Raw genomic sequence first — 21043 nt, 5'->3', positions numbered from 1 at the left:
TTATTAAACTTCAGCTAAATATTTGTGAACAAAACTAATGGCCATTGAGCCTTCGCCCACGGCAGATGCCACCCTGTTCATGGCCCCGGCGCGTACATCGCCGGCGGCAAAAATACCCGAGCAGCTGGTTTCCAGCAAAAACGGATCGCGCTTAAGTTTCCATACTTTGTTAAAACTTTCGTAGCTGCGCAGCTCGCGGCCGGTTTCTATAAAATCCTTGTTATTTTTTATAATGTCAAGCTTAATCCAGTCGGTATAAGGTTTGGCGCCAATAAAAATGTACAAGGCAGCGGCCTTATTGGTAAATGTTTCTTGCGTTATGCAGTTTTTTAAAGTTAATTTTTCCAGGCAGTTACCGCCGTGCGCTTCTAGAATCTCGGTATTACCCAGCACCTCAATGTTGGGCGTTTCGCTGATTTGTGTAATCAAATAGGCCGACATGGTTGCCACCAAATCCTCGCGCCTGATCACGATATGCACTTTGGTGGCATATTTTGAAAGGTGCATGGCCGCCTGCCCGGCAGAGTTGCCACCGCCAATTACGTAAACATCTTTGCCTGTACAAGCCGATGCCTCTGTAGTGGCTGCGCCATAATAAATGCCCGCGCCGGTAAAGTTTTCAACGCCTTTAACTTCCAGTTTACGGTAATCAACGCCGGTAGTTATCACTACAGTACGGCTTATAATTTCGGGGCCGTCATCTAAAATAATGGTTTTGTAGCCATCTTTTTGTTTGATATCACTAACCGATTGCGGCGATAAAAATTCGGCACCCAAACGCATGGCCTGTGTAATGGCGCGGCGGGTAAGGTCGGCGCCGCTTAAGCCGGCCGGGAAACCCAGGTAGTTTTCAATCCTTGAGCTGGTGCCTGCCTGTCCGCCCGGGGCTTTACGCTCAATTAACAAGGTTTTTAAACCTTCGGATGCGCCATAAACTGCGGCTGCAAGACCGGCGGGGCCAGCGCCTATGATTACCACATCATAAACATCGGTTAATGTTTGGGTGTTTTTTTCAAGCTTGGCGGCTATGCCTTGTATCGATGGTTTTTGCAGATAGCTGCCGTCCTCAAAAAACACCATGGGCAGACAATCGGTAGATAGGTTGTTTAAAGCCAGCAGCGTTCCTGCATCCACATTTTTTTCGATATCAAGCCAGCGATAGGGGATAAGGTTGCCGGCCAGGTAATCTTTTATCACGTGTGATTGCGGCGAAAACTGGTATCCAACCAGTTTAATGCCTACAAATTCAGGAATATAACTGTTATGCCAGTCTGCAAGCAAATCATTTATAACCGGGTAAAGTTTTTCTTCCGGCGGATCCCATGGTTTCATAAGGTAATAATCCAGCTGTACGTCGTTAATGGCTTTAATAGCCGCCTCGGTATCGCTGTATGCCGTAAGTAATACCCGTTTGGCATCAGGAAATACTTTTTTTGCTTTTTCTAAAAATTTAACGCCTTCCATTTCGGGCATGCGCTGGTCACAAAGAAACAAGGCTACCACATCCGAACCATTTTTGAGTTCGGTAAGCGTTTCCAATGCTTCCTGGGCCGATGTTGTACTTAATATTTTGTACTCTTTGCTGTACTGAGATCGCAGGTCGCGGCTAATAGACCGTAGTACCTGCTGATCATCATCAATTGAAAATATAATAGGTCGATTCATAGGGTTCGCTACAGGTAATAATTAAAAAGAATCAAGACGTTAGATTCAAGAATCAAGAGAGAATGCAATGATAACCTAATCTAAACTTTTTTTCAATAAAGAAACGGCCGGCAGAATATTAACTCTTATGTTTTCGCTTATCTTGATTCTTATATCTTGACTTGATATTTAATACTTTAAATAAAAAAATGTTTTACTACCCGTCAATCAGGAAGCAAACACTAAATACGGTACAACCGGGTGTCGATTTTACTTTGATCGATCCTCGGTGTTGTTTTACAATCCGTTGTACTACTTCCAGTCCCATCCCGGTGCCTTTGCCCATCTCTTTGGTTGTAAAAAACGGATCGAAGATCTGACTTTGGATATCTTCCGGAATACCGGGGCCATCGTCGATAATAAAAACTTCCACAAACTCGCGGTCGCGCCGGGTCTTAATGGTCAGGATGCCTTTTTCTGCCGGTTGCATGGCATCAAGGGCATTATCAATAAGGTTGGTCCAAACCTGGTTAAGTTCGCCAATCAGTGCTTTTACTTCGGGCAAAGTTCGGTCAAAATCTTCAACAACAGTAATATTTCCTTTACGAATTTTGTACCCCAGCATGGTAAGCGTATTGGTAATACCAATATGGATATCGGCATATTGCTTATCCTGCCCACGGTCCATATGTGTAAAAGTTTTAACAGAACTTACCAGTTCGGCTATCCGTTTGGATGATTCCTGTATATCCTGGATCATTTTTTCGGCCACCAGCTTATTGCTCATCCAGTTAAAAATTGTGGATAAAAATTGCTTCGGGATATAGCTTTTTAAGGCGTCGAGGTTTTCAACCTTGAAGTTGAAGTCAACAAAGCTTTCGGCAATTTCGTAGCTGTTTTCTATTTCGTTCTCATCCAGCCATTCGCCAATTTCATCTTCCCGGTGCGTACGTTGCTTCAGGCTCAGGCGGCCTTCATCTTTGGCAGTAAGCACTTTAAACATTTCATTGGTTACGCCATCAACCTGGTCCGAGTCCATTTTTATGGCAAACATACCTTTTATGGCCTCAGGAACCAGTTGCAGGTGTTTGCTTAGAGAAGTAGAATCGCGCACTATGGCCGATGCAGGGTTATTCAACTCGTGAGCCAGTCCGGCCGATAGTTTGCCAAGCGCCATCATTTTTTCGTTTTGCTGCTGCAAGGCTGTAAAATCGCGAACGCGGTTGGTCATGATATGTACCAGTGCCTGGGTAAGCTCAAAATGATTTTTTATCATTTCGGTGATCCGTTCGGTGGGGAAGCTCAATACCCGCAATTCGCCGATAGCTTCGGCAAAGCCTTTAGAAACCAATCCGCGTGAAAACGGAAGGTATCCTGTTATATTTCCCGGCCCCACGGCAACAAAATCGCGGCGGCCGCGGCTTTGCAGCATATAAAAACGCATGCTGCCTTCAACAATAATATGTGGGCCGGTCATTGGCTTGCCTGGCTCATTGAGCATGGTGCCATCTTCAAATGTATTGTATTCGCTATTATCTATCAGCCACTGCAGCTGATCATCCGGGACATGCTCTAAAGCTTCGAGCGATTTAAGCCAGGATACGGTTACCTCTTGCATAAAATAAAATTAGGGATTATTATTTAATGCGCGGGAATGGGAGAGAAAAAATTGCAATAAAAGGAGCCTCACCTAAATCCTCTCCAAAGGAGAGGACTTTTGATTAGCATGTAGGAAAGGTTCGATTATATTTAACGTGATTTTTAGAACCCTCTCCTTTGGAGAGGGCAGGGTGAGGCTCTACACCCACTTACTCAAAAATACCCCGAAAGCATCTTTATATTGATCGCCAACGGTGATGTTTATTTTGCCAATTTGCAGGGCGTTGCGGGTAATGGAGTTTATTTTATCTAACGATACAATGAACGAGCGGTGCACCCGCATAAAACGTTTTGATGGCAGTTTTTCTTCCAGCGACTTTAAACTGGTGAGCGATAGCAGGGCTTTCTCGGTGCCTTGCAGGTATATTTTAACGTAATCTTTCAGGCCCTCTATGTACAGGATATCTTTAAGCGCTATACGTACCAGTTGGTACTCTATCTTTAAAAACAGGTAATCGTCCTCAATGCGGTGCTCTTCGGGAACAGCTGTTGCTGCGGGAGCAGGGTTGGTTGAGCGTTGTAACAGCTCGGCATAGCTTAATGCTTTGTTGGCAGCATGCAAAAACTCTTCATAATTAAAAGGCTTCAGCAGGTAATCCAGTGCGTCAACCTTATAGCCTTCCAACGCAAACTGGTTGTAAGCCGTGGTGAAAATAATGCGTGGCTTGTTGGCGCCCCGGCTATCCAGCACACGGGCCAGTTCGATGCCGTTAAGGTTAGGCATCTGTATATCCAAAAAAATAAGGTCAACTTTTTGGTCCTGTAAACCAACCAGCGCTTCAACCGCGCTGCTGTAGCGGCCTGTAAGTTTTAAAAATGGTGTTTGCTCAATAAATGCGCAAACCAGGCCAAGGGCCAGGGGTTCATCATCAACGGCAATACAGTTTAATATCATGACAGGTTGAGTGTTAAGTAAACTTTATAAGTATTGGCACCAGGATCTTCGTTTATATCCAATGTGTATTTTTGGGCATACAACAAATCTAAACGGCGCAGGGTATTGGTAAGGCCAATGCCTTTGTTTTCTTCCAGGTTGGGGTTGGCGTCTTTATAAATCGAATTTTCTACCCGCAATTCCAGTAGCTCTGCATTTTGTTCAACACTAATCAGGATGTCGCTGGGCAGCGTCGCGCTTATGCCATGTTTAAAAGCATTCTCCACAAAAGGTAAAAATATCATGGGGGCAACGGTCATATCGTTAACCGTGGCGGGCGAATTAAATGTAACCTTCACCTTATCGGTAAGCCGCAGTTCCATCAGGCTGATGTAGTCTTTTATAAAGGCTATTTCCTGGCTTAACAATGCTGTGCCGTGTTGAGTATCATACAACACGTACCGCATCATCCGCGAGAGCTGGTGAATGGCTTTGCGCGATGTTTCGGCATTGATATGTGTAAGCGCGTAAATGTTATTCAAGGTATTGAAAAAGAAATGCGGGTTGATCTGCGCTTTCAGGAAGGATAACTCCGAACTGATTTTGTCCTGCTCTAAAGTTTCGCGCAGCCTGATATCGGCCTGCCACTTTTGGATGGCGGTGATGCTGGTGCTGATGCCTAAAACCAATGCCATAATAAAGATTACCGCATAGTCGAAGATACGGTTCCGTTCGCCGTGTCTTGGCGGGCCATGTTTATGGATAGCATTATCCATTAACAGGTGCATGTTCAATGAACGGTCAATGAAAATGTTTAATATATATATAACTGCTACCAGGGTAATTATAAATATGAAGTACATGCCTGTCCGGTTTTTTAACAGGTACACAGGCACAAACACAATAGCGTTGATGTAAAATGCAGTTACCAGCATAATGATAAACAATGCCTGTTTTATCCAGAACTGGTAAGGCAATACAATATCCCACGTAAGGGGTTGATATAAAAATAACGCGAAGCCCAGCACTACCCATGTTAACACATGAATAAGGATAGTAATGGTACTGCTTTTTGATTTAAGGCTCATTTTTGATTTGAATCAGGAGTCAAGATACGAGAATCAGGACTATTAATGTTTTTTATTTTTTCGACAGAAAATCTTGACCTGAGATTTTCGATTACGGTTTAATAATCGTTCAATATTACTAAACCATTTGGTTATCAGGCAACCATAATCGCCTAACAGGCACAACTTGCCGACAAATGGCTAAAATTAACCGTTGAATACTGTAATTGGAGTTTAATACTCCAAATACATGATTCTATAGGCAAAAAACATGCCTTCGTCTACATTTACTATGCCGCTGTCTATTGCGTTTTTTGGGGTGGTGCTGATGTTATTGCTTTGTGTTGCAAATAAGCCACAACACAATGAAACTTAAATTTACATACCTGATAATTGCAGCATTGCTGTTTAGCCTTACAACCTTTGCTCAAACGGGCAGGCGGGTTAAGGGCACCGTAACAGACTCAACAGGGGTAACCTTGCCGGGCACAACTGTTAAACTGTTAACCGGCACCGATAGTACCAAAGTAATTACCGATAGTAAAGGCGCTTTTACTTTTGATGATGTAAAAGTTAACCAGTTTAGCCTGGTTTTAAACTCGATAGGTTACCAGGGACTGCGCCGCCGTTTTGTGTTGGATAATGCCAATACCCCTGTATTTTTAAAGCCCATCATTCTTAAAAACGACACCTATATGCTTAACACCGTAACCATATCGGATGTTAACCCGGTGAAACTTAAGGAAGATACAATTGAATTTAACGCCGCAGCTTACCCGGTACGTGATAATGCGCCTGTAGAGGATGTCATCAAAAAACTACCCGGCGTTGATGTTGATAAAGATGGCAATATTACCGCCCAGGGTAAAAGCGTAACCAAGGTAAGGGTAAACGGGAAAGAGTTTTTTGGCGGCGATTTAAAATCGGCTACCAAAAACCTGCCGGCCGATATTGTGCAAAATATCCAAATTATAGATGATTATGGCGATCAGGCAAATCTTACAGGCGTAAAAAGCGGCGAGCCCGAGAAAATTCTGAACATTACCATAAAGCAAAGTAAAAACTACGGCTACTTTGGCCAGGCCAGTCTGGGCGGGGGCAGGGATGCCATACCCGGTATAGCAAACAGCCAGGAAAGTAACCGGTATGTAGCATCGGCAAATTTTTTCAAATTCAACGGCGATCAGCAACTGGCTTTTTTAGGTAACCTGAATAATACCAATACCAACTTGTTTACGTTTAACGGCGGCGGTCCAAGGGGCGGTGGTCCGGGCGGCCCGCCGGGGGGCAACAATAGCAATACCAATGGTATTACCACAGCCCGCTCATTTGGGCTTAACTACCGCGATAGCTGGGGCAAAAAAGTTACTGCGTATGGCAGCTATAGCTTTGCCGATAATTCGGTATATACGCTTAACAAAACTATTCAAAATAACTTATCTACATCAAACCCAAGCACCAATACCAATAACAATACCCAAAACGACGAGAAGCTTAACCATCGTTTCAACTTCAATATCGAAATTAAACCGGATACAGTTAACTATATTAAAATTACACCATCGTTTGCTTATGCACGGGTAACTACCACTCAAATTGGCAGCAGCTTGCTGGTTGATAAGGCCCAAACTTTATCTAACTATAATTTTGATACCTACAGTAATCAAACCGAACCAAACTATGGTGCCAATGTGTTATTTAACCACCGTTTTGCCCGCAAAGGCCGCAATTTTAGCCTGAATGTGGGGGCTGGGTCATACAAGATCAATAAATACCAAAACCCGGTTTACACTTACCTGGATGGGGCTGCAAACGCGCCGCTAAACCAATTTATTAATACCGACAGCCGCACCGATAGTGTGGGCACAAGCGTATCGTTTTTAGAGCCGGTAAGTAAAAAAGGCTATCTTGAACTAACCTACGCCTATCATTACGCCTATACCACAGCCGATAAATTAACAGATACGCTAAATATTGATGGCGTAACCAAAGATTATTATAGTTTGCTGAGCAATAATTACAATTCCACGTTTATTACCAATCGTTTTGGCTTAAACTATCGCTTTATCGATAAAAAGTATAACTACACATTGGGTTTAGTAGCACAGCCAACCATACTGCGCGGGCAATCATTAACCAACGGTGCTTCGCCAACAGATAGCCATACATTTAACTTAGCCCCTAATGCCAGGTTCATTTACAACTTCTCGCGCAATCAGTCGTTGAGCTTAAATTATAACGGTGCCAGCAATCAGCCAACTTATACCGAACTGCAGCCTGTTACCGATTTTAGCAATGCATCGTACCCGGTACAAGGTAACCCCGATTTAAAGCCGGAGTTTAATAACAACCTGTCCATCCGGTACAACAAGTTTAATTTCGAGAGTGGTAACGTGTTTTTTAGTAATTTATCTTTCACCACAACCGATAATAAGATAGTAGCTAACACCATCAATTATCCTAAAACGTACACGCCGAACAGTAAATTGGCCGGGAGCATTTTAACGCAGTATTTAAATGCCGATGGGTTTTACTCGGCACAAGGTTTTTATGTATTTGCCAAACCATGGGATAAAAGAAAATATAATTTATTCTTTATAGGCAACGTTGCATACAATAATAACATCTCTTATATAACTAATGTCGATTCGACAAGTTATGCCATGACAACCGAGAAAAATATAGCTAAAAACCTGGTGCTATCGCAAGGCGTAAAATTCAGGCTGAGTATTACTGATGTTGTAGATGCCGAGGCCAGCACAACCTATGCGGTTAATAAATCGAATAATTCGATCACTACGGCCAATATCAATAATAATTTCAGCTCGCTTAACCTGGGTATCAACGGTAAAAATTATTTGTGGAAGGACTGGACCCTGAGTTATGATTACTCCAAGATGTTTTACTATGGTTACAAAGGTGCAACCAACCCCAATATATTAAATACCTATGTTGAGCGCAGATTTTTAAAAGGAAACGCGGGTACCATCCGCCTATCGGCAATGGATGTGTTTAACCAAAACACGGGTTACACCAGCACACAAAGCGGCAGCTATGTAACCCAAACCAGCAGCAACAGGCTGGGCAGGTATTATTTGTTAAGCTTTACCCTTAAGTTACAGAAATTTGCAGGTAAAAAACCAACAATGGGTCCCGGTGGTCCCGGCGGACCTGGCCCTGGAGGCCCGCCTCCGGGTGGCGGCCCTGGCGGTGGCCCGTTTTAATGAGGGATAAAGCCTGAAAAGATATTTAAAATCTGGCCATCCCTGAGAAAGATGGCAAGCAATGATCATACGCGAGGTTGATCTGGATTTAGTTGATGTTATTGGTTTAAGCAATAACAGAGCGTCCCGGGGGTGAGATACCGGGACGCTTTTTTATGTTAAAACTCGTAATTGATGCCTGCTTTTATGCTGTTTGCATTTATGGTATAGTCCCTGCTATTGGTAATTGCCGCAGGGGTAGAGTAGGAAACGTATATGTCAACCTTTTTAGCCACAGTTATGCCCAGTTTAATAGGAAAGCTTATTAAGCCCGATGAAAGGGACAGGTAATTAGAGATAGTTGTTTGAAGATGGCTATTGTATATGTAGTTGCCCGTGGTTTTTACAAAGGCGTATGATATACCCGCATCAATAAAAAACTTAAAAGCGTTGGTGTTATAAATGTTGTAAATGACCTGCGGATTAAGAATAACCAAAAATTCCTTCACATTAAAATCAGATCTTGGTATATCGGGTTGGTTAAAGTAAAGCTCAACAGAGTTTTTATAAGCCGCGCCCGTTACCATTACTTCGCCACGTACAATAAGTTTACCAACGCTGGGGTTGGGATATAAGTTTACACCCGCCGATAGCGCCGGGTATACCGATGTTGTGTTTTTTGCATCATAAAACCTGTTGCCCTGGCCGGCAGCCAGGCTGGTTGTAAAGAGTGTAGCATTAACTCCCACGCCCGCAAAGAATTTCCATGCCGATTTACTACCGTAGTTTTTTTTATCAACCGTAATGTTATTAAGCTTTTGCGAAATGCTTTTCAAATCGGGGAAACTGTAGGTGGCGTTTTCTATTTCGCTTTTTAATTTCTCAGATGTTGGGTTGTATTTAATGGCCAGGTCATACAGTTGTGGGATATAAATATTTTCTATTCGGGTTTGTACGCCATGCTCTGGCAAATAATAAATTCGGTAAACAAGTTCCTTAACCTGTCCGGTCTTGTTATCGCCAATAAAAAACCTCGTCTTTTTGGCATCAATGTATGAATACAAGGTTACATTAGGGCCATTTTGCTCTACCCTTAAAAATACCACATCCTGCTTTTGGGTCGAATCAACTCCTGTTTGTAATTTTGAAGTGTTGGTTTCATCCATGCTGATCTCCCCGGAGTATCTTTGATAAATAGACGAATTAATTAATTCAAAATAGCTTATATCATCTACCGTATAGGTTTTAACTCCTGCCGCGCTTTTAAATTCTACGCTTTTGGGATTGCCAAACCATTCTTTCTGGTTTATTTCGCCACGTAAGGTGTCGCCTTTAAGGGTAACAACATAGCCTGGCTTATAATTGCTTTGCGCCATGGCTACGGCAGGAAGCATAAACGCTGCCAAAATGAGTTTGTGTAGGTGTTTCATGAGATAAGGATTAGTTGAAATATTGTTTAGTTAAAAGTATAATTTAGTCCTATTTGAACAGCACTTACTTGTATATAGTAGGCATCGGTGTTGGTAAAAGTTGCATTAGGGATATAAGCCACAGATACATCAAACTTTTTATTGATTATCGCGCCGACATGAAATGGGAATGAAGTCCACTTGGATAGTAATCCGTAGGGGTTGGCATTTTGCGTAATTGTACCGCTACTGTTATAAACTATTTTGCTTTTATAGCTCGATATATTTAATGATGCACCTACAGCGCCGTAAAATTTAAGATCGTCGGTATTATAAAAGTTGTACAGAATCTGAGGGATTAAGGAAAACGTATTTTGATTAAGCGAGTAGTTTTCAGATGAACCGCTGTTTACGGCGCTCCCCGTATATTTATTTGAGGTATAAGCTATTTCGGCCCTGAAAACAAGCTTCCCTGTATTCGGATTGGCCAATACGTTTACCCCGGCAGCAATCCTTGGGAAAAAGGAGGTCGGCTTTGCGCTTTTTCCTGTCGTCCCGGCGGTGCTTACAGATGGATCAAAATCAGCAAAAGCTTTATCAGATGATATTTTACTGATATTAACCCCTGCTGATGCAAAAAAGAAGGTTCCTTTCTTTTTACCTGTAACAACTTCATCATCTTTAGCGGTACTATGATTGATCATTCTTGATACTTCTACCAGGTCGTTATAATTATAATCTGCTTTTTCTATCCTTATTTTGAGGTTTTGGCTACCGTTAAATTTCTCGGATAACAGATATAGCTGCTGCATATAGCCATTTTCGTTTACGGTTTTGCCATCGTTGTTATAAATCCGGTAAACCAGTTCTACAGGTTGGTTGTCTTTGGTTTCGGTAACAAAAAAATGATCTTTTTTGCTGTCGGCGTATTCAAACAAGGTGATTTTAGCGCCCTTTTGAATGATTTTCAGGAACACAGTATCGGTAATGGTGCTTGCATCGCGGCCGGTAGGCAGATTTGAGATATTTGTTGGGTCGTTGTTCAGCAATCCGGCATAACGCTGATAGGCCTCCAGGTTAGTTGCAGAGAAAAATGTAATGTCGTTTACACCAAGTTCGCGGCTGTTTTTATTATCCGCTGTTGTCTTAAAACTGATCTTTTTGGGGTTAACAGCCCATTCTTTAATGTTGATGAAGCCACGTAAAGTATCGCCTTTAAGGGTAACAACATAACCTGGTTTGTAATTACTTTGCGCTACAGAAAATAAAGGCAATAATAATGCCGGAAGCAGGAGTTTGTAATAAGGTTTCATTAGGGAATAATTGGATTTAATCTGGCAGCAAGATATAAAAATATATCACTTAAAAGAAAATGTGACGTGTCGTTTTTTTAGTGGCGTAAAAAAAATGMGACAATCAGCTATTTTTACAATTATTGGCTATATTTATCGCATCAATTGTAAAATAAGCTGAATGAAACCGCAGTTACTAAAAGTTTCTTCGGGCCCTGCACACTCATTTAGTGTGCGGCACGATGTATTGCCCGATATCAACAACCGCTGGCATTGCCACCCCGAATTGGAACTCATTTACCTGAAAAAGGGAAGCGGTACCCAGTTTATAGGCGATAGTATAAAGCAATTCAAAGCGGGCGATATGGTACTGGTTGGCCCCAACCTGCCGCATTACTGGCGTTTTGACGATTTGTATTTTAATTCCGGTGAAAATAACGGAGTGGAGGTTTTTGTAGTACACTTTTGTGAAAACTTTTGGGGCGATCAATTTTTACAACTGCCCGAAAATAAATTAATAAAAGTGCTGCTCGAGAAATCAAAACGCGGGTTGCAGGTTACCGGTGGCACAAAAGAAAAAGTGGCCGTACAGATGGCCGCGATGTTAAGTACAGACGGTGCCGAGCGCATTATTATGCTGCTGAAGGCGTTAAATGCTATTGCCACCAGCGCCCTCTCAGGTTACATGGCCTCCATTGGTTTTAAATATGATCATAACGATTCGGAAAATGACAGGTTGAACGGCATTTATGAATACTCGATGCAAAATTTCAGGAAAAAGATTTACCTGGACGAGATTGCCGACATAGCCGGTGTAAGCTCCAACTCCTTTTGCCGGTACTTTAAATCAAAAACCCGCAAAACCTTCTCGCAGTTTATTATCGAAATAAAAGTTGGCCACGCCTGTAAATTACTGATAGAAGATAAGCTGAACATTAAACAGCTATGTTACGATAGCGGGTTTAATAACTTTTCAACGTTTCACAAACATTTTAAGCTGGTAACCGGCAAAAGCCCGCTGATGTACCAGAAGGAGTTTATTAAGAATTCGTAAGCTGCCGCTGAACAACGCAGATTCATGAGTGCCAAAAACAGTCAAACCGCGAGTAATCTCCTGCGGTTGATGATGCTTTCATTAGCTATTTTTTTATTTCTCCCTGCCTGAGAAATATGGAAAGGTGCCACTTTCTTATGCCAAAAAAGCTGAATGTTTTAACCATTTTATGCCAACTATTTACCTGTAAACTTTATTTCTTTGTATAACCGATATACTACTTTTTAAATCTATTTATGGCCCACCGATATTGTTTAACGCTTGATTTAGTTGACGATGCCAAGCTGATTGCCGAATACGAAAAATACCACCAGGCTATCTGGCCCGAGATTCACAAAAGTATTACCGAGTATGGTATCACCAACATGGAAATTTATCGTTTTGATGTGCGCCTGTTTATGATCATAGAAACCGATGATACTTTCAGTTTTGAAAAAAAGTCGGCCGCCGATGTCGCCAATCCAAAAGTGCAGGAATGGGAAAACCTGATGTGGAAGTATCAGCAGGCTGTTAAAGGGGCCCAAAAAGGCGAGAAATGGGTTTTAATGGATAAAATATTTCAGCTATAAATAACCTGTCAACTAAATTATAAACCTCATGTTCAAAAAACTTCAATTATCTATGCTGGTGATGCTGGTAGCCGTTTTATCGGCATCGGCACAACAAAAAACAATTGGCGCCGAAACCGATGCCCAAAAAGAAAAACGTATGGAATGGTGGAAAGACAGCCGCTTTGGTATGTTTATTCACTGGGGATTATACTCAGGTGCGGCAAGGCACGAGTGGGTAAAGCATAACGAGAAAATTGACAACGCCGGCTACCAGAAATATTTCGAACAGTTTAACCCCGATTATTTTGATCCGCAGAAGTGGGCCAAACAGGCGAAGGCTGCCGGTATGAAGTACGCGGTACTCACCACTAAACACCATGAAGGTTTTTGCCTCTTTGATTCAAAATATACCGATTATAAAGCGCCTAACACCCAGGCCAAACGCGATTTGGTACGCGAGTATGTAAACGCTTTCCGTGGGCAGGGGCTTAAAGTAGGTTTTTACTATTCATTGTTAGACTGGCACCACCCTGATTACACGATTGATGAAATTCATCCGCAATCGCCAAAAGATAAAAGCGACGCCAGCTATGCCAGGCTGAATAAAAACCGCGATATGGCCAAATACCGTCAGTACATGCGCAACCAGATAACCGAGTTGCTAACTAACTATGGTAAAATTGATATCCTTTGGCTCGATTTTTCTTTTCCCCGCGGCGATGGACATGGCAAGGGTAAAGACGAGTGGGGATCTGTTGAGCTGTTAAAACTAATCAGGAAATTACAGCCGGGTATCATTGTAGATAACCGCCTTAACCTGGAAGAATATAAAGATGGTGCCGACTTTGAAACGCCGGAACAGGTAGGCACAGCCGAACTGGCCAAATACCGTGGTAAAACCTGGGAAACCTGCCAAACATTTTCGGGTTCATGGGGATATTATCGCGATGAAAATACATGGAAAACCCACCGCCAGTTACTGGATTTGCTGATAACATCAGTAAGTAATGGTGGTAACCTTATCCTTAACGTAGGCCCCACCGCCCGTGGCGAATTTGATTACCGCGCCACAAACGCGCTGGATAGTTTGGCACACTGGATGCATGCTAACGATAAATCAATTTACAATTGTACCTATGCTCCCGATACTTATAAAATACCCGAGGGATCAAAGCTTACTTACAATAAGGCTACTAAAAAACTATATGTGCAATTGTTTGATTACCCCAAGGGCAAGCTGATACTGCCTGGTTACGCCGGAAAGATTAAATACGCACAGTTTTTAAACGATCACTCGGAGTTGTTATATAAAACATCAGGATCTGATGATCTGGAGGTTACCATGCCGGCTAAACCGCCGTATGAGATACCAGTTATTGAGTTATCGCTTAATTAGCATTGGTTAGTCCATGGTCCATAGACCATCGTCTGATCTTATAAAAATACAAATACGATATAATGTCGCAAAAAGAAACATTTTTAAGAATACACCTGCATGATAATGTGTTGGTTGCGCTGCAAAACCTGGAGTTGGGTACCCTAATTAATTTTGAGGGCGAGAGCTTCCCGTTGGTTGACCGTGTGGCGGCCAAACACAAATTTGCGATTAATGAATTGGTGCAGGGCGCCGAAATTTATATGTATGGCGTATTGGTAGGTAAGGCTACGGTAACTATACCAAAAGGTGGCTTGCTTACTACGGCCAATGTGCACCACGCATCGGAGGGCTTTCACTTAGGCGAGCGCAAGCTGAGCTGGCACCAGCCGGATACCTCAAATTTTGCAGGCAAAACATTTAACGGTTATCACCGTGCCGATGGATCGGTAGGTACTGCAAATTACTGGATAGTAGTACCACTGGTATTTTGCGAAAACCGGAATATCCAGGTTTTAAAAGAGGCTTTGGTTGATAAGCTTGGCTATAAAAAAGCCAAAAGCTACGAGGGCGATGTAGAGCAGCTCATGGAGCTTTACCAGGCCGGTAAATCTGTTGAAGAGATTTTGAATGCTGATATTCAGTTAAGTGCTGATAAACCCAATTCAAAACGTTTGTTTAAAAATATTGATGGTATCAAGTTCCTTAACCATAGTATGGGCTGCGGTGGTACCAAAGATGATTCGGACGCTTTGTGCGGATTGATTGCCGGCTATATTACCCATCCAAACGTTGCCGGTGCCACGGTGTTGAGCCTGGGCTGCCAGCATGCACAGGTAAGTATTTTGCAGGCCGAGATTGTCAAACGCGATCCGGCTTTTAATAAACCAATGGTGGTATTAGAGCAGCAAAAAGTGGGCACCGAAAGCGAATTGCTGAAACAAGCCCTAAAACAAACTTTTGCCGGCCTGGTACAGGCTAACCAAACTCAACGCCAGCCTGCACCGCTATCAAAGCTGTGCATCGGTATGGAGTGTGGTGGCTCTGATGGTTTCTCGGGCATTTCGGCAAACCCGGCTTTGGGTTATGTATCAGATTTGCTGGTGACCATGGGCGGCTCGGTAATCCTGGCCGAATTTCCGGAGCTTTGCGGGGTAGAACAGGAATTGAGTGATCGTTGTGCCGACGTGGAAACTGCCAACCGCTTTATGCAGTTAATGACCACCTACAACGCCCGTGCCGAGGCCGATGGGTCGGGCTTTTACGCCAATCCATCGCCAGGCAATATCCGCGACGGTTTAATCACTGATGCTATTAAATCGGCCGGCGCAGCCAAAAAAGGCGGCACATCGCCGGTAACAGCCGTGTTGGATTATCCCGAAAAGGTAACCAGGCCAGGCTTAAACCTGCTGTGCACTCCCGGCAGCGATGTGGAAAGTACTACGGCCGAAGTTGGATCGGGCGCAAATATTGTATTGTTTACTACGGGTTTGGGTACGCCTACAGGTAACCCCATTACCCCGGTGATTAAACTATCAACCAATACGGTAATGTTTGAGCGTATGCCCGATATTATCGATATTAACTGCGGCACTATCATCGAGGGCGACGAAACTATCCGGCAGGCCGGCGAGCGAATCCTGAACTATGTGATACAGGTAGCCAATGGCGAAGTTGAACCAAAATCGGTAAAGCTTGGCCAGGACGATTTTATACCGTGGAAAAGGGGAGTGTCGTTGTAAAGAGCCCAAAGCCCCCTCTAAATCTCCCCCTGAAGGGGGAGACTTTAAAAAGAATACTTTAAAGGAGAGAAGGATAGGCTAATAGTTTCAATTTTGGTAAACAATAATTAAAAATAAGATAAAACAAAAAGTCTCCCCCTTCAGGGGGAGATTTAGAGGGGGCAATATGTTCAAATTAACCAATAAATCAGCAGTAATAACCGGCGGTGGCAGCGGGATAGGCAGGGCAATGTCGATACTTTTTGCGCAGCAAGGCGCTGCTGTGCACATCATCGAATTAAATGATCAAGCGGCGGCCGATACCGTTGCCGAAATAGAAGCGGCCGGCGGCAAAGCCAAAGGCTATGCCTGCGATGTAAGTAACCAGCAACAAGTAGTGGATACTTTTACAAGTATTGGTGTTATTGATATTTTGATAAATAACGCAGGCATTGCCCACATTGGCCGCGCTGATACCACCAGCACTGCCGATTTTGAAAAAGTATTTAACGTAAATGTAAAAGGTGCTTATAATTGCCTGTACGCCGTTATACCTATGCTAAAGGCAAACGGGGGCGGGGTTATCCTCAATACAGCTTCGATAGCGGCCAGCGTTGGTATTACCGATAGGTTTGCTTACTCCATGAGCAAAGGTGCTATACACGCCATGACACTGTCTGTAGCGCGCGATTATCTTCACGATAACATCCGCTGTAACTGCATTTCGCCGGCACGCATCCATACACCCTTTGTGGATGGCTTTATCGCCAAAAATTATGCGGGGCAGGAAGCCGAGATTTTTGAAAAGCTCTCCAAAAGCCAGCCGATTGGCCGGATGGGCAAATCAGAAGAAGTGGCAGCATTGGCGCTCTATTTATGTTCAGACGAGGCCGGGTTTATCACAGGTACCGATTACCCTATCGATGGCGGCTTTATCACCCTTAATAATTAAACAAAACCATAACAACAAGATACAATGAAGCTTATTAGATTTGGCGAACCCGGCAAAGAAAAAACAGGTATTATCCTTAACAATAAAAAATACGATACTTCGGCTTTTGGCGAAGATTATACCGAGCAGTTTTTTGAAACCGACGGCCTTGCACGTTTAGCCGCCTTTGTAAAAGATGCTGAATTGCCCCAGGTTGCCGATGATGTACGTTTGGGCAGCCCCTTTGCGCGCCCGTCAAAAATCATCTGCATCGGCCTAAATTATGCCGACCATGCGCATGAAACCAATGCACCGCTGCCGCCCGAGCCGGTAATTTTTATGAAAGCTACATCGGCTATTGTAGGCCCAAATGATAATGTTGTGGTGCCTAAAAATTCGGTAAAAACCGATTGGGAGGTTGAGCTTGCCGTAGTTATCGGCAAAAAAGCATCCTATGTTGATGAGGCCGACGCGATGGATTATGTTGCCGGTTATGTTTTGCACAATGACGTATCTGAACGGGAGTTTCAGCTGGAGCGTAACGGCACCTGGGATAAGGGTAAAGGCTGTGATACCTTTGCGCCGCTTGGTCCGTTTTTGGCAACTGCCGATGAGATTGAAGATCCGCACAACCTGCACCTTTGGTTAAAAGTGAATGGCGAAATTATGCAGTACGGTACCACATCAAACTTTATATTTACCCTGCCGCAGGTTATATCTTATACCAGCCAGTTCATGACCTTGTTACCGGGCGATATTATATCAACAGGTACCCCGGCGGGTGTTGGCCTGGGTATGAAACCGCCTGTTTACCTTAAACCCGGCGATGTTATTGAATTGGGTATTGATGGCCTTGGCGAACAAAAACAAAATGTAGTAGCATATGCTTAAAATAGATTCGCACCAGCATTTCTGGATCTTCGACCCTGTGAGGGATAGTTGGATTAACGACCAAATGCTGGCTATAAAACGTGATTTCCCGCCGGTTGATTTGTTGCCCGTTTTACAACAACACGGCATAGATGGTTGTGTATCTGTACAGGCAAGTCAAACCGATGATGAAACCATGTTTTTGCTGGATCATGCTGCTGCAAACCCGTTTGTTAAGGGGGTAGTAGGCTGGGTAAACCTGCAAGCTGATGACCTTGAAAACCAATTGGTGCAATATGAAAATCACGATAAGCTAAAAGGTTTCCGGCATGTTTTGCAATCAGAGCCTGATGATGAATACATGCTGCAACCAGCATTTCAAAAAGGTATAGCCACGCTCGGGAAGTATGGCTATACCTATGATATCCTGATATTTCCTCAGCATCTGCCTTTTGCTAATCAACTGGTTGGCAATTTTCCCAATCAGCAATTTGTGGTCGATCATTTGGCCAAGCCACACATCAGGGATAAAAAAATAAGCGGCTGGCAAAAAGATATTGAGGTGCTGGCCAAACATGAAAATGTATCCTGTAAAATTTCGGGAATGCTAACCGAAGCTGATTGGGGCAACTGGAAGGTTGATGATTTTACCCCATACCTCGATATAATATTCAACGCATTTGGGCCGGCCCGTGTCATGTTTGGATCGGATTGGCCGGTTTGCCTGCTGGCAGGCGGTTACGAGGGTACCATGCAGGTAACGCAAAACTATGTTGCTAAGTTATCTGCCACCGAGCAGGAACAATTTTGGGGAGGCAACGCTATTTCGTTTTATAGCTTGTAAGGGTGATATCAATATCCGGACTGATTTTTTCAGTGAAAACTCAACTAAACTGGGTTAACATAACTTAACATATTTTGAGAAAAAATATTATAAATATTTGATTATTAATGTTTTGTAAATAATCATGGTTAACACTGAACACATGCTTGTGCAATTTAAGCGCATCCCAATATTTGCGCCTGTTTTTAGCAAAAGCAGGTGCCTAAGCGCCCTGGATCTTTTTACAAGGTTGTGAAGTAAACACAAGGTATCGTTTGATGCCTATAAGCTTTGTTCCGCCAGTTATTATTAAATGACAGATCATAGCCGCTAAGTGTTAGATGCGTTTACCCGGTTGATTTTTCGCCCCCTTCTTAATAAACTTACGAAGTTTCCAAAACTTTGTAAGTTCCTGTGCACAGGCGTAAAACGCCTTTTTTTGTCCTCATATTGTAACATTCCCTTAGGTATAAGCGTTCATAAATTATTGGCACATATTTAGCTATATACCGGTAACGATTACAGCTAAAATTAAATACTGCTTAAGTTTTTATCACAGTTTTAGATGTGCGTATTAAACAATTTATTTTCAACGTTATGCCTTTTATATTTTTCCAAATCGCTGCACTGCTTGCTGTAATCTGTTTCACAGTTGTTATGTTCATTTTGCGCTCTAAAACACGCAAAAAATCAAATTCTGTTACAAAATATAAAATTGACACCGATACAACCTATGCCCGGTACGCAATTAACGAGAATGGTTTCCTTGAAGAAATAAACGAAGGGAAATTATCAAAGTATAGAAATTAGTATCCACACAGCAAGACATGTAAAAGACGATTGTTCTAAATAAAGGACAATCGTCTTTTAGTATCAAGTAGTTAGTATCAAGTATCAAGATTTTTTGACTTTCAGACTAACCAATTTTTGCAGCTGTCTTGATACTTGATACTCGCTACTTGATACCAGACCGCAGCAGTCTTGATACTTGATACTAACTACTTGATACCAGACTACAGCAGTCTTGATACTAACTACTTGATACTAAATTCTACTTCGCGTTGATATTCTCCGCTCAGTTCATCGGCGCTGGGGCCGTAGCTGCCGGGTATCGGGATGTTTAGCAGGCGCAGGTAAACACCTAACTGGGCGCGATGATGTACAAGCTGGCAAAAGGCAACCCTGATTACTTCGGCCTTGTTATAGTTCTGTAATATAACATCGCCATTGCTTAGTGTCCAGGGTTTCAGCAGGTCTTCTTCGCTGATGTGTTGCAGGGCTTCTTTGCCCTTGGCAACTGATTGTTCCAGCAAATCTAATAAGCCTTGGGCGCTTTCGGCTGTTGGGGGATTATAAGGTTCGGTGGCAAAATTTAATCCATCGGTGTACACGGCCAGCGCAAGCCAGTTTGGCAAATCAACAATGTGCACGGTAAGGTCTGCAATGGTCATGCTTTTTGGGTGCGGCTGCCATTTAAATTTGTCGGTTGGTACAATCTCGAGCATTTTGCGGGTGGTTTGGGCTTCCTGTTCCAACTCCTTTAAAAACATTGGGATAATATTCATAGCGTTTTTGTTTTTGATTTATAATTCAAAGTAACAACCCGCTTGTGACAGCCCTATGTCAACAGCATTTAATAAAGTTTAATTTATTTTATTCGTTTGCCATCGCCAAAAAATCCGGCGTTAGTCTATATTAGTACAGGCTTTAAACCTGCGTTTATGAAAAAAATAACCTTACTCTTATTGCTTCTTAATTTTACCGCGTTCGCCCAGTCGCATAAAAAAGCGATTATCGTACTTACCTATGATGATGCCTTGCCATCGCAGTTGGATGTGGCGCTGCCGCAACTGGATTCTTTGGGGTTTAAGGGTACGTTTTTTCTGACGGGATATATAACCCATGTAACTATTCCGCGCTGGCGACAGGTTGCTTTAAAGGGACACGAATTAGCTAATCATTCGCTTTATCATCCCTGTTTAACCAGTTCGGTAAAAGCCAATCCTGCAAATAATTCGGCCAACTATTCGGTATTTATGATCAAGCGTGAAGTTGCCGAAATGAATAACCTGCTGTATGCCGTCGACGGAAAAACCGGCACACGTACTTACGCTTACCCTTGCACCGAGATAGCTGTTGGTGGTGTAAAATACGCCGATTCGCTGAGCGCAGCCGGTATTATCAAGTACGCGCGCATTGGCGGCGGCCCCGATGCGGTTATAACCGATTTTAAAAAGATTGACCCCATGCAGGTTCCGGCCTGGGGCGTACACGGCGGCGTTACCGGCGATGAATTGATTGCTTTTGTAAAAAAGACACAGCAAAGCGGCGGGTTGGGCGTGTTTATGTTTCATGGCATAGGAGGCGATTATATAACTACACCTGCAGCCGCGCACAAGCAATTATTGCTTTACCTAAAGCAACACCCCGACGAAATAGAAGTGCTTACCTTTCAGGACGCGCTTGATGCTGTTAAGCGGATAAATTAACAGGCGTGTTTGGGTGGTATGGTTTATAGGCAAAAGACAGATAGGGTTGCCGCTGTAGCCAGCAATCAATAACATTGGTAT

16 protein-coding genes are annotated in these 21043 nt (G+C 43.1%); 9 read left to right on the top strand and 7 right to left on the bottom strand.

All coding sequences use genetic code 11. From position 1 onward, the window contains the following. Nucleotides 1-3 precede the first annotated feature (3 nt). From AC1DV1_RS22405 to AC1DV1_RS22390, 4 genes are all read right to left on the bottom strand, one after another. Nucleotides 4-1665, bottom strand: a complete 1662-nt coding sequence (locus AC1DV1_RS22405; protein ID WP_477363720.1) for an FAD-dependent oxidoreductase — start codon at nt 1663-1665, stop codon at nt 4-6. 196 nt (nt 1666-1861) lie between these two features. After that, on the bottom strand, nt 1862-3262 hold the full coding sequence (locus AC1DV1_RS22400) for a sensor histidine kinase (RefSeq protein WP_477363716.1): 1401 nt from the start codon (nt 3260-3262) through the stop codon (nt 1862-1864). A 180-nt stretch (nt 3263-3442) separates the two neighbouring features. Beyond that, a complete protein-coding gene (locus tag AC1DV1_RS22395) occupies nt 3443-4198 on the bottom strand; it encodes a LytR/AlgR family response regulator transcription factor (RefSeq protein WP_477363713.1) in 756 nt (251 codons plus the stop codon). Further along, nucleotides 4195-5265, bottom strand: coding sequence for a sensor histidine kinase (locus tag AC1DV1_RS22390; protein ID WP_477363710.1), 1071 nt, complete (start codon nt 5263-5265; stop codon nt 4195-4197). The genes AC1DV1_RS22395 and AC1DV1_RS22390 overlap by 4 nt, the downstream gene beginning before the upstream one ends. A gap of 344 nt (nt 5266-5609) precedes the next feature. On the opposite strand from AC1DV1_RS22390, the gene AC1DV1_RS22385 reads away from it, so the two are divergent. Continuing rightward, on the top strand, nt 5610-8468 hold the full coding sequence (locus AC1DV1_RS22385; protein WP_477363707.1) for an outer membrane beta-barrel protein: 2859 nt from the start codon (nt 5610-5612) through the stop codon (nt 8466-8468). Between the two features lie 158 nt (nt 8469-8626). Here AC1DV1_RS22385 and AC1DV1_RS22380 read toward each other — a convergent pair whose 3' ends face one another. Together AC1DV1_RS22380 and AC1DV1_RS22375 are read right to left on the bottom strand one after the other, a co-directional pair. Beyond that, a complete protein-coding gene (locus AC1DV1_RS22380) occupies nt 8627-9877 on the bottom strand; it encodes a hypothetical protein (RefSeq protein WP_477363704.1) in 1251 nt (416 codons plus the stop codon). A gap of 26 nt (nt 9878-9903) precedes the next feature. After that, the gene (locus AC1DV1_RS22375; RefSeq protein ID WP_477363701.1) at nt 9904-11169 is read right to left on the bottom strand and encodes an outer membrane protein; all 1266 of its coding nucleotides are present in this window, start codon (nt 11167-11169) and stop codon (nt 9904-9906) included. A 160-nt stretch (nt 11170-11329) separates the two neighbouring features. On the opposite strand from AC1DV1_RS22375, the gene AC1DV1_RS22370 reads away from it, so the two are divergent. The 7 genes from AC1DV1_RS22370 to AC1DV1_RS22340 all read left to right on the top strand — a co-directional run bounded on the left by AC1DV1_RS22370 (nt 11330) and on the right by AC1DV1_RS22340 (nt 18494). Then, entirely contained in the window at nt 11330-12202 is an 873-nt protein-coding gene (locus AC1DV1_RS22370) for an AraC family transcriptional regulator (protein WP_477363698.1), read from the top strand. A gap of 236 nt (nt 12203-12438) precedes the next feature. Beyond that, nucleotides 12439-12771 carry an L-rhamnose mutarotase gene (locus AC1DV1_RS22365; protein WP_477363695.1) on the top strand — a complete coding sequence of 111 codons (333 nt, stop codon included), beginning with the start codon at nt 12439-12441 and terminating at the stop codon, nt 12769-12771. Between the two features lie 28 nt (nt 12772-12799). Then, the gene (locus AC1DV1_RS22360) at nt 12800-14149 is read left to right on the top strand and encodes an alpha-L-fucosidase (RefSeq protein ID WP_477363692.1); all 1350 of its coding nucleotides are present in this window, start codon (nt 12800-12802) and stop codon (nt 14147-14149) included. 62 nt (nt 14150-14211) lie between these two features. Next, nucleotides 14212-15870 (top strand): UxaA family hydrolase, encoded by a 1659-nt coding sequence (locus tag AC1DV1_RS22355; protein WP_477363689.1) that lies wholly within the window; start codon nt 14212-14214, stop codon nt 15868-15870. 166 nt (nt 15871-16036) lie between these two features. Continuing rightward, the gene (locus tag AC1DV1_RS22350; protein ID WP_477363686.1) at nt 16037-16801 is read left to right on the top strand and encodes an SDR family NAD(P)-dependent oxidoreductase; all 765 of its coding nucleotides are present in this window, start codon (nt 16037-16039) and stop codon (nt 16799-16801) included. A gap of 24 nt (nt 16802-16825) precedes the next feature. Then, nucleotides 16826-17671: a fumarylacetoacetate hydrolase family protein gene (locus AC1DV1_RS22345; RefSeq protein ID WP_477363683.1), complete on the top strand. Its 846-nt coding sequence runs from the start codon at nt 16826-16828 to the stop codon at nt 17669-17671. Further along, on the top strand, nt 17664-18494 hold the full coding sequence (locus tag AC1DV1_RS22340; RefSeq protein WP_477363679.1) for an amidohydrolase family protein: 831 nt from the start codon (nt 17664-17666) through the stop codon (nt 18492-18494). The genes AC1DV1_RS22345 and AC1DV1_RS22340 overlap by 8 nt, the downstream gene beginning before the upstream one ends. A 1013-nt stretch (nt 18495-19507) precedes the next feature. On the opposite strand, the gene AC1DV1_RS22335 is transcribed toward AC1DV1_RS22340, so the two are convergent. Then, nucleotides 19508-20038 (bottom strand): DinB family protein, encoded by a 531-nt coding sequence (locus AC1DV1_RS22335; RefSeq protein ID WP_477363675.1) that lies wholly within the window; start codon nt 20036-20038, stop codon nt 19508-19510. A gap of 156 nt (nt 20039-20194) precedes the next feature. Between AC1DV1_RS22335 and AC1DV1_RS22330 the strand changes: the two genes are divergently transcribed. Next, complete coding sequence (locus AC1DV1_RS22330) at nt 20195-20962, top strand: polysaccharide deacetylase family protein (protein WP_477363672.1); 768 nt, start codon at nt 20195-20197, stop codon at nt 20960-20962. The last annotated feature ends 81 nt before the right edge of the window (nt 20963-21043 follow it).

The organism is Mucilaginibacter sp. P4_D1 (assembly GCF_056401935.1).
Note: the sequence above shows the minus strand (reverse complement) of the source record. Positions and strands in the feature narration are given on the sequence as shown.

Coding starts and splice junctions, on each gene's coding strand:
- AC1DV1_RS22405 (WP_477363720.1), bottom strand. CDS start 1,665: ATGAATCGACCTATTATATTTTCAATTGATGATGATCAGCAGGTACTA.
- AC1DV1_RS22400 (WP_477363716.1), bottom strand. CDS start 3,262: ATGCAAGAGGTAACCGTATCCTGGCTTAAATCGCTCGAAGCTTTAGAG.
- AC1DV1_RS22395 (WP_477363713.1), bottom strand. CDS start 4,198: ATGATATTAAACTGTATTGCCGTTGATGATGAACCCCTGGCCCTTGGC.
- AC1DV1_RS22390 (WP_477363710.1), bottom strand. CDS start 5,265: ATGAGCCTTAAATCAAAAAGCAGTACCATTACTATCCTTATTCATGTG.
- AC1DV1_RS22385 (WP_477363707.1), top strand. CDS start 5,610: ATGAAACTTAAATTTACATACCTGATAATTGCAGCATTGCTGTTTAGC.
- AC1DV1_RS22380 (WP_477363704.1), bottom strand. CDS start 9,877: ATGAAACACCTACACAAACTCATTTTGGCAGCGTTTATGCTTCCTGCC.
- AC1DV1_RS22375 (WP_477363701.1), bottom strand. CDS start 11,169: ATGAAACCTTATTACAAACTCCTGCTTCCGGCATTATTATTGCCTTTA.
- AC1DV1_RS22370 (WP_477363698.1), top strand. CDS start 11,330: ATGAAACCGCAGTTACTAAAAGTTTCTTCGGGCCCTGCACACTCATTT.
- AC1DV1_RS22365 (WP_477363695.1), top strand. CDS start 12,439: ATGGCCCACCGATATTGTTTAACGCTTGATTTAGTTGACGATGCCAAG.
- AC1DV1_RS22360 (WP_477363692.1), top strand. CDS start 12,800: ATGTTCAAAAAACTTCAATTATCTATGCTGGTGATGCTGGTAGCCGTT.
- AC1DV1_RS22355 (WP_477363689.1), top strand. CDS start 14,212: ATGTCGCAAAAAGAAACATTTTTAAGAATACACCTGCATGATAATGTG.
- AC1DV1_RS22350 (WP_477363686.1), top strand. CDS start 16,037: ATGTTCAAATTAACCAATAAATCAGCAGTAATAACCGGCGGTGGCAGC.
- AC1DV1_RS22345 (WP_477363683.1), top strand. CDS start 16,826: ATGAAGCTTATTAGATTTGGCGAACCCGGCAAAGAAAAAACAGGTATT.
- AC1DV1_RS22340 (WP_477363679.1), top strand. CDS start 17,664: ATGCTTAAAATAGATTCGCACCAGCATTTCTGGATCTTCGACCCTGTG.
- AC1DV1_RS22335 (WP_477363675.1), bottom strand. CDS start 20,038: ATGAATATTATCCCAATGTTTTTAAAGGAGTTGGAACAGGAAGCCCAA.
- AC1DV1_RS22330 (WP_477363672.1), top strand. CDS start 20,195: ATGAAAAAAATAACCTTACTCTTATTGCTTCTTAATTTTACCGCGTTC.